Here is an 802-nt window from a genome sequence, read left to right as displayed (position 1 = left end):
TCCGGGGACAATTTATACACCGTTCATGGAGAACTATTTGAAAACGTCGTATGATGACCCGACAGCTGCGATCGAATCATTGTAGCAGCGCCAGCTTAGTGGAGAACTTGGTAAGCCAGAGGATGTTGCCAGTGCGGCCTTGTTCCTCGCTTCGGATGAATCCAAGTTCATGATGGGTTCACCGCTGTACATCGACGGCGGCGTCGTATTCGGCAAGAACACATAACAAATAGACAGACGGGAGTGCAGGAACGAATGAAACTGTTGACTTTTGAAGAGAACGGAAAATTAAAGCTGGCGATGAAAACGGAACAAGGCATTCTGGATGTCGCTGGAGCGCTGGAAAGCAAAACATCCATGCCAGAAGGAACGCTGCCGGTAACCATACATGAAATCATCGAAGGCGGAATGGAAGCTGTTGCTGCACTGCAGCGCTTTGCAGACCAAGTGTTGGCGTGCGGTACCGAGGGCAAAGCTTATTTGCTAGATGAATCCACGATCCAATTCGCACCTTGCGTCACGCATCCGAGCAAGATCATTTGCGTAGGACTTAACTACCGCAAACATGCGGAAGAGACGAACGCGCCGATCCCGGAATACCCGATCCTTTTTAATAAATTTGCAAATACACTAACGGGACATGGATGCGAGGTTCCCCTGCCGGAGAAGGTATCGTCGCAGGTCGACTATGAGGCAGAGCTTGTGATCGTCATCGGCAAAAAAGCCAAATACGTAGATAAGGAGCATGCGCTTGATCACGTGTTCGGTTATTGCAACGTGAATGATTTGTCTGCGCGTGACT

General features: G+C 49.6%; 1 protein-coding gene and 1 pseudogene. Both read left to right on the top strand.

Annotated elements, in window-relative coordinates:
- A pseudogene (locus ACFQZR_RS19285) lies at window positions 1-226 on the top strand (SDR family oxidoreductase); the annotation flags it as partial.
- A 29-nt stretch (window positions 227-255) separates the two neighbouring features.
- The coding region (locus ACFQZR_RS19280) for a fumarylacetoacetate hydrolase family protein (protein WP_379348707.1) at window positions 256-802 on the top strand (547 nt) is incomplete at its 3' end.

The sequence above is a fragment of the Paenibacillus sp. GCM10027629 genome (assembly GCF_042676425.1).
Classification (GTDB): domain Bacteria; phylum Bacillota; class Bacilli; order Paenibacillales; family Paenibacillaceae; genus Paenibacillus_K; species Paenibacillus_K terrigena.
This window is presented reverse-complemented; position numbering and strand designations above follow the sequence as displayed.